The sequence below is a fragment of the Candidatus Kaelpia imicola genome, assembly GCA_030765505.1.
In the GTDB taxonomy this organism is placed as follows: Bacteria; Omnitrophota; Gorgyraeia; order Kaelpiales; family Kaelpiaceae; genus Kaelpia; species Kaelpia imicola.
In genome coordinates this window covers 21,764-30,604 of record JAVCCL010000040.1, presented here as the reverse complement: position 1 = coordinate 30,604, position 8,841 = coordinate 21,764, and the positions used below count along the sequence as shown (strand labels likewise).

7 protein-coding genes are annotated in these 8,841 nt (G+C 39.0%); all 7 read right to left on the bottom strand.

What is annotated here, in order from left to right; genetic code table 11:
- Window positions 1-1,740: S8 family serine peptidase (locus P9L98_06255; GenBank protein ID MDP8216894.1), on the bottom strand; the 1,740-nt coding region annotated here is incomplete at its 3' end.
- A 241-nt stretch (window positions 1,741-1,981) separates the two neighbouring features.
- Complete coding sequence (locus tag P9L98_06250; protein ID MDP8216893.1) at window positions 1,982-3,982, bottom strand: cellulase family glycosylhydrolase; 2,001 nt, start codon at window positions 3,980-3,982, stop codon at window positions 1,982-1,984.
- Complete coding sequence (locus P9L98_06245) at window positions 3,983-4,492, bottom strand: shikimate kinase (GenBank protein ID MDP8216892.1); 510 nt, start codon at window positions 4,490-4,492, stop codon at window positions 3,983-3,985. It abuts the gene before it with no gap.
- On the bottom strand, window positions 4,492-5,613 hold the full coding sequence (aroC, locus tag P9L98_06240) for a chorismate synthase (protein ID MDP8216891.1): 1,122 nt from the start codon (window positions 5,611-5,613) through the stop codon (window positions 4,492-4,494). Before aroC ends, P9L98_06245 begins: the two co-directional genes overlap by 1 nt.
- 32 nt (window positions 5,614-5,645) lie before the next feature.
- The gene (locus P9L98_06235) at window positions 5,646-6,410 is read right to left on the bottom strand and encodes a prepilin peptidase (protein ID MDP8216890.1); all 765 of its coding nucleotides are present in this window, start codon (window positions 6,408-6,410) and stop codon (window positions 5,646-5,648) included.
- Entirely contained in the window at window positions 6,407-7,282 is an 876-nt protein-coding gene (locus P9L98_06230) for a shikimate dehydrogenase (protein MDP8216889.1), read from the bottom strand. Before P9L98_06230 ends, P9L98_06235 begins: the two co-directional genes overlap by 4 nt.
- A complete protein-coding gene (locus P9L98_06225) occupies window positions 7,282-8,781 on the bottom strand; it encodes a 2-isopropylmalate synthase (GenBank protein MDP8216888.1) in 1,500 nt (499 codons plus the stop codon). Before P9L98_06225 ends, P9L98_06230 begins: the two co-directional genes overlap by 1 nt.
- Window positions 8,782-8,841 lie beyond the last annotated feature (60 nt).

Genomic DNA, 8,841 nt, shown 5'->3' with positions numbered 1-8,841 from the left:
TATTGTTGCAACTCCATCATCAAAAAGCCAATTAAAGGTGGAAGCAGCAGGATCAATACCTGCGCTGGCTAAATCTACCGTAAAGATTACTGGCTGATTTACTATTGGCTCCAGAGGGCTAACAGTAATTTCTAATGGAGTATCACCTGATGCAATCTTTAATAATGCTTCATTAGCATTTAATAATGCTTTATTAGCATTTAAGCGGCCTGAACCTCTACCTTCAGCATCTGTTGCAAACTTATCTGCACTATCTGTTAAGATTTCTTTCAGCCGAGATGTACTTAAACCAGGGTCTTTTGAAAGCAGCAATCCTGCAACTCCAGATACAAAACCAGCTGCCATAGATGTACCGCCCCTGTAACCATATTCATCACTTAATGACATCGTAGTTGAATATATTCTTACGCCCGGTGCTGATAAATCAACTTTATCACCATATGCAGCTCCTGCATAACGCCCATCATTTATATCTGTTGCAGCTACGCAAAGCACTTCTGAATATTGCGCAGGATAGAGTATGCCGCCGTCTGTATCATTACCTGCTGCGGCAACAAACAACACATTTTCATTACTGAAAGCCGCCGCCATAGCAAGACTAGTTGCAGCATTTAAATTCATTATAGCTTCTTCTTCTATACCAAGAGACAAATTAATAATCTTAGCTCCAGTACAAATAGCATCACTTATCGCAGTAATAAAAGTAGCCATATCTACCGAAGAATCTCCGTCGCATATAATTCTATATATAATCAGATTCCCTTTTCTCATAACACCACTACCACCAAGCCCATTGCCGCCTACAGCAGCAATAATACCTGCAACACGTGTTCCATGCCCTAATTCATCTTCCGGTATATTATCGCTATCTACATAATCATAACTTTCAGCTAAATTTATATTAGCTGCTAAATCAGGATGGTCTAACCTGCATCCTGAATCTAATACTACTATTTTAACAGTATCTTTCCCCTCTTCTATGTTCCAGGCATCCAACGCCTCTATTCTCGTTAAGCCCCACTGGTTAGTAAGACCAGGGTCGTTGTAATCTGTTGTTCTATACCCCTGCACTTTAATAATACCTCTGCTTGATTGCTCTCCAGGCATAGACTGAACCTTAAGTAGTCTATCAAGCTCAACTTTAACTACTGCATTTACCTCAGCTGCTACTATATCTGGATCTCCTTCAAGTATTCCTATTGTTTCAAGTTCTTGACCTTCTGCAACCTTAAGTGTATCATATATAACTTTATACTCTCCGCCCTCTGCCCAGACAACTCTTTGAACTATAACATCCCCAGCTACAAAATTATCAGGCAGCTCTTTAGCAAAGCTCTTCTCCATCCTGGGAAACCCTTCCTTTTCCATATGACGGCTAACAAGCTTGCTAACTGAAGTCATCTCTTTACGCTCCTTAACCTCTATTCCTGAATATCTTAAATCATCAATATATCCCGGTTCTTCAGACACATCTACAGAAGAGAAAACATAAGATTCCTTCTTAGTTTTAGGTTTTGAGGCTATGATTACCTTTTTCTCTTCCTGAAACTCCTCTCCCTTAAATGCCACCTCTGCATTATCAATAGACGGCATAGAAGAGAGCTCTTCCATTATTTTATCCGCCTGAGTAAGCCCGGCATCCCTGCTATTGCTATTAAATTTCAGCAATAAACCGCACCCTAACATAACTAACACCCCAGCTGCTAAAAAGACTTTTGTTTTCATTCCTTTGTTCTTCATTTTACCTGCCTCCTTGTTTTCGCTCTGGTTAATTTGCTTTTCTTCTTTTCTTTCCATTTCACTTACCTCTGCTTTTATAAGCAATTCTTATGCCAACATAATAACCAAAGAGACTATATACATAACTTATTATACTTAGGCAGGTTACGACCAAAGTCGTCGGGGAGGGATTCCAGAAGTAAATATTCATACTTCTCATATCTGTAAACATTAGTTGCTGCTTTCAGCAGCTTTACAACACTTAGAAATTATTTAAGAAAAACTTTCCGGCAGGCTTAAAAGAGCCGTCTTCTCTTAAAATTAGCCCTAAATCATCGTCCCATTCCTCAGGGTCTGATCTATCCCATAGCCTTGATTGCCTGGTCCACTGCCAGGGCATAAAACCCTGATAATTGCTATCTTTAAGGTTAACTATTATATCTTCCAGCTCTTCTAATTGCTTGAGCTCCTCATCTAAACCTCTAGGCAGCCAAAACTCTTGTAAAAGCAGAGGTTTGGCGGAAGATACCGAATCTAAAACATTATCCGTATGGTAAGAGGTATAATCCAGGTATTCCTCTAAGAACAGGCTATCATTACCGCCTAAAGTAATAAGATGGTTATCCCCGTTTTTTCTAAACTCAGATATTATCTCCTTAACCCAAGCCTTCAGCTCTTCTTTATATTCCTCAGGTACTCTGGGTTCATTCCAGAGATCCCAGCTTATCCCTTTAACGTCTTTATATCTATTTGAAATTATCCTCACAAATTCAAGCTGCTTCTCTATCTTTCCTCTATCGGTTATTCTCTTGGTTAAAGATAACCAGCCCTTAGGATTACCCATCTCACAAGGCAGGAGAGTAAAGAGGTCTAAAGATATGATTAAACTATTCATCTTGGCAAGATATATAAAGCTATCCAATATCCTTAAATCATATTCATCGGGAAGATAATCTTTATCAGGAAAATACCCTATAATATCAGAGCCTATCGATTCCAAATAATCCTTAAACCACTTAGGATGATGGTAATGGACTCTTACAATCTTAAGACCCATCTCATGCATCAACTTAAAATCTCTATCTATGTAATAGAGGTTGGGCCAGACCCAGTTTAACTCTCCCCTCTTTGACTCATAATAGTTTATACCCCATAAGAACTCTTCTCTTCCGTTAATTAGAATCTTATCTTCTTTGACCTTAAGATCACTCCCTTTATCAGCCCAGCTTTTATCAACAACAAGAAAGGCTGCATTAAACTGATCATAAACACTCTTATCTTCCATTAAAGAGCATCTTATCTTATAGAACCCTGCAGTTAAGTCTTTTTGAACCTTAAAATCAAGCTTATTAAATCCTTCCTTAATAGCTCTCTCCTGATAGATTGAATAGATAACTTTAGAATCAGATGAGAGCTCTATTAAAAACCTTATCCGCTTATCAGCCTTTAGGGGGTTGAATATGCTTAAAGATAGGCCGATATCTTCACCCTGGTAATATAGAGGAAAAATAGAGCTTAAATCTTTTATTACAATATCTCTATTTAAAACTTTACTTATTCTTCTATAATCTCTTTTAGTCAAATTTATCTCATTACCAGAGAATATAAGCCACCTCAGAGGAGCTCTGCCTTTTAAATCCCAGGGGTTTATCCAATGTTTAACCAAGACTATGTTTGAACCCAGAAAATTACCTTCTCTATCTACTACCTTAGAGAGAATATTAAAGTCCCTCACCGGAATCCGCTCCGGAAAAACATTACCTCTGTCCGGTTCTCTTATATCACCTCCATACCCTGTCTTTACTAAAACACCTTTATAACAAGATATGCTGCCCTCTACTGGGCTCTTAAAAAAGTCTCTATTATATTCAACGGATAGATCATCTCCATAGATATCGTATGTTCTAAGCCCTATCTCCTTTAAAAAAGCCTCATCGTATGCCTTAGGAAGGAAGAGCACCAAACCTCCGCCGGATTTTAAAAACTCTAATATAATATCCTGCTCTCTATTTTCTAAGCTGCCTTTTGAGAGAATAAGATAATCAACCTCATATAGATACTCTTCTAACTCTTTACTCCATCTAAGCGATGAAAACTGGGCTGCTTTTAAAAACTTGCTTATCTCTTTTTTGCTTACCGAAGAGTTCTCTTTATTGAATAGGCAGAGCGCGCTTCTATTATTTTGAGCTGAAATTAGATTAAACTCTGAGACTAAACCGAAAACAAATAAAAAAGAAAGGATAAACAGAAACTTTTTTACCATTTAACCTATAAGAGATTTAAATATAACTCTTACTTGCTCCGCAACCTCATCAATTGTTAAATCTGATGTATCAATAGACTTTTCAATCTTATCATAACAGAATCTTCTACTATCCAAGACCTCATTTATCTCAGTGAGCTTATCTCTAACGTTTAAAAGAGGCCTATCGGTCTTATTCCGCATTCTATGAAGTATTACTTCAGGCCTTGCTTTTAGGCAGATTACTACTCCGGAGCTCTTTAAGTTCTCTATATTTTCATTGTTTAAGACAACTCCGCCTCCGGCATCAATCACAACACTATCCATACAAGAAACTTCTTTAACTATATCTCTCTCAACTTCTCTAAAATACTCCTCACCTTTCTCTTTGAAGATATCGTTTATATTCATCCCCTCTCTCTCTTCTATCATCTTATCTATCGATAGATAACGCATACCTACTCTTTCGGCAACCTCTTTAGATACTTCTGTCTTTCCAGTTCCCATAAATCCGACTAAGACAAGATTCATCAGAAATCCTTAAGGCGCTTTTGATAGTTTTTAAAATTAGCTCTTATATCAGATAGATTATCAGCTGAGAACTTATCCAGGAAACTCCTCATTATTATAAAGCTGAGCATGTTCTCAGCTACAACTCCGGCTGCAGGAACAGCGCAAATATCAGCACGTTCCTTAAAAGCTTTGACCTCTTTTTTAGTCCTTATGTTTACCGACCTTAGCGGTTTAGATAGAGTCGCAATGGGCTTCATATAACCTCTGACTATTAGAGGTTCTCCATTTGTAATACCTCCCTCTAATCCCCCCGCTCTGTTTGCAGCTCTCTTAAACCCTTTACTTTTATTGAAACTTATCTCATCCTGAACCTCTGAGCCGAATAGAGATGCACTCTTAACCCCATCTCCTATCTCAACCGCCTTAACTGCCGGAATCGATAGGATTCCTGCTGCAATCTGAGAATCAAGCCTTAAATCCCACTGCACATAGCTTCCAAGCCCTACTGGCAGACTCTTAGCTATAACTTCAAAGACCCCTCCTAGTGAATCTTTATCTTCCCTGGTCTTATCTATTAACTTAACCATCTCCAGTTCTACTTTAGAATCTACGCAGCGTAATTTCGATTTTTCAGCCAATCTCTGAATGTTATCTATAGTCACTCTTTTTGTTACTCTTACACCTCCTATCTGAATAACATGGCTGAATATAGAGATATCAAAGTTGCCTAAAAACTGTTTGGCTAGTGCTCCGGCCGCAACTCTTGCGGCAGTCTCCCTGGCTGAGGCTCTTTCGAGAATAAGCCTAAAATCTTTTAATCCGTATTTCATACCCCCTGCTAAATCGGCATGGCCCGGACGGGGAGAATCTATTGCAGCCATTCTATCAATTGAAAAATCCTTATTCTTAATTAAGATTGAGATTGGAGCCCCGAAAGTCAGACCCTTACTGATTCCGCTTATAATTTCAACCTTATCTCTCTCTATCTTCATCCTCTCTCCGCGGCCATAACCAACCTGGCGTCTTGAGAGTTCAGAATTTATCCTGGCCGTATCAATCTTTACTCCTGCTGGAAAGCCGTCCATAATAACTGAGAGAGCCTTTCCGTGAGACTCACCTGCGGTTAAGAACCTTAACATCTCTATACCTCCTTATTATAAATCTAGTATTATCAAAGATAGAAGAAAAACTCAAGCAGCTTATCATAAAAAATAAAGACAGATAGAGCTGCAATTGCAAGAAAAGGACCGTAAGGCAGATAATCATCTTTATATCTGATCTTTCTATAGAGACCGTAGCCAAGAGCAAAAAATGGAGCAATAAAGTAGTTGAGTATTATCAGCTTCCAGCCCAAGAAAGCGCCGATCATTGCCATAAACTTAACATCCCCAAATCCCATCGCCTCCTTTTTAAAGACTATCTTACCTAAGAGACCTGTTAAGTAGATCATAGCAGCACCGGTAACAGCCCCTAAAAGACTGACCATTAAAGGATTACTGCCGTAGAGACTCTCTATAACAGGATTAAAGAACGAAAATATAAGTCCAACCGGCAAGAGCCCCAAACTGACTTCATCCGGAATTAAGCGGGTCTGAAAATCACTGAAAGCCGCAACTATTAATCCATATAAGAAAAAAGAGAAGATAAAAGCAGTAATACTAATACCATAGATATTGTAAAAATACAGCAGAACTAATCCGCTTATTAATTCAACAATAGGATATTGAATAGAGATACCCGCCCCGCAATCCCTGCACTTAGCTCTTAAAACCAAAAAACTTAAGATAGGTATATTATCAAACCATCTTATTCTATGTTTACATTTAGGGCAGTGCGACGGCGGCCGCAGAACTGACTCTTCCTGAGGCAGCCTCAATATACATACATTTAGAAAACTCCCCAAAGATGCTCCTAAGAAAAAAATGAGTAATATCACCTCTTAGCTCCTTTTAAAAGCGCCTCTCTCATAATATTAACCGGCGCATCTTCCCCTGTAAATATTTCAAACGCAGCTGCGCCCTGATAGAGAAGCATGCCCAGCCCATCTGAGACAGAGATACATAGAGACCGCGCCTCTTTAACTAAAGCAGTCTCTCTATTGTATACAACATCATAGACGCTTAAACCCTTATGGAGTAGATTTAAGTCTATCGCTACCCCATCACCGTCTCTCATTCCAACTGCTGTAGCATTGACTACTAAATCACACTCTTTGATAATACTGGGAATCTCAAGCCCCTCTATAAACTCAAATTTACCTTTAAGTCTCTCTATGCCAAAGAGATGCCTGCTGACACTATAGGCAGTATCTCTATCTATCTCAAAGATATAAATCTTACTCGCACTATTATTCTCTTCAGATAATCCCGCAATTACAGCCCTGCCCGCACCTCCGGAACCTATAACCAAGGCTTTTTTATCTTTTTTATCAAATCCTAAATCCTCTATTAGCGACCTTGAAAATCCTAGAACATCTGTATTGTAAAGTTTCAGCTCAGGCTCTCTTTTGACTGTATTGATAGCAGATGTTATAGAGACCGCAATCTCAGCTTCACTTAAATCTCTCGCTATAGAGAGCTCTTTGCCTAAGATCTCCTTTGCCTTAACCTTATATGGAACTGTTACATTAAAACCTAAAACATCTCTGCGGTTGATTAAAAAATCTTCTAAATCATCCGGCTTTACTTCAAAAAGCCTATACTCTGCATTTAGGCCCAGATACTCAAAAGCCGCATTATGCATAGAAGGTGATAAGCTATGCTTGACAGGATATCCGACTAAACCGTAGATCTGTCTATTGAGAGACATTAGGAGACTATTTTATTTACAGCATTAAGATATGCTTTTGTAGAAGCTTCTACTATATCTGTCGAAGTTCCCCGCGCTACAATCTCCCTATTTTTATGTTTTAACCTTACTGTAACCTCACCCAGTGCATCACGGCCTGAAGTAACAGCACGAAGATTATAGTTTAATAACTTCGGCTTAATACCTATAATCCTATCTATTGTATTGTAACAGGCATCTATAGGGCCGTCTCCGCAGGCAGCATCTTCATAGATCTTTTTATCCTTTCTTAACTTTACTGTTGCAGTAGGAATAGTGGAGGAACCTGTCACAGTATGAACATATACAAACTCCCATACCTTGGGTACCTCTTTCATCTCATCCTCGATTAGAGCGATGATATCGTCATCAAAGACCTCTTTCTTCTTATCTGCAAGCGCTATGAACTCCTCGTATGCCTTCTGAAATTTCTTTTTACTAAGTTCAACACCCAACTCTTCTAATTTTCTACTAAATGCATGGCGGCCGGAATGCTTACCCAGAACAAGTTTGCTCTCTTTAAAGCCGACATCGCTTGGACTCATAATCTCATAAGTCTTAGGCATCTTTAATACGCCATCCTGATGGATACCGGACTCATGGCTAAAGGCGTTATCCCCTATTACAGCCTTATTAGGAGGCAAAGTTATTCCCATCAAAAGACTTACCAGTCTGCTGCTCTTATAGAGCTCTTTTGTCTTAATAGAAGTTTTAGACTTATAGAAATCCGCTCTTGTCTTTATAGCCATAACTATCTCTTCAAGAGGAGCACTGCCTGCACGCTCGCCGATTCCGTTAATAGTACACTCAACCTGCCTAGCCCCTGCTTTAACAGCAGAGAGTGAATTAGCACAGGATAACCCCAGGTCATCATGGCAATGGACACTTATAATTGCATCATCTATATTAGGCACATTTTTATTTATCTGGGTTATGAGGTCAGAGAACTCTTCCGGAACTGTATAGCCAACTGTATCGGGTATATTTACAACCCCTGCTCCGGCATTTATCACTTCGGCTATTATTTTGAAAAGGAACTCTCTCTCTGTACGGGATGCATCCTCAGGTGAAAACTCAACATCATCGCTAAACTTCCCGGCATATTCAACGGCCTTAACCGCCTGTTTTAGAATCTCATCTTCTGCTTTCTTCAGCTTATACTTCATATGTATCTTTGAAGTAGCCAGGAAGACATGTATCCGTCTCTTCTTGGCTCCCTTTAAAGCTCCGGCTGCAGCATCTATATCTTTCTTTAAAGACCTGGCTAAAGCACAGATGGTAGGCTTCTTTACTTTTTTAGCTATTAGACTCACCGCCTCAAAATCACCAGGAGAAGCAATTGGGAAACCTGCTTCTATCACATCGACATTGAGACGTTCAAGCTGCTTTGCAATCTCAATCTTCTCTTTTATATTTAAAGATGCACCTGGAGCTTGCTCTCCATCCCTTAAAGTTGTATCAAATATATATATCTTATCCATATCTACCTCCTAGATAATTATAGCTAAAGAATAACACAAGGGTTTTATTTCTTCAATTGT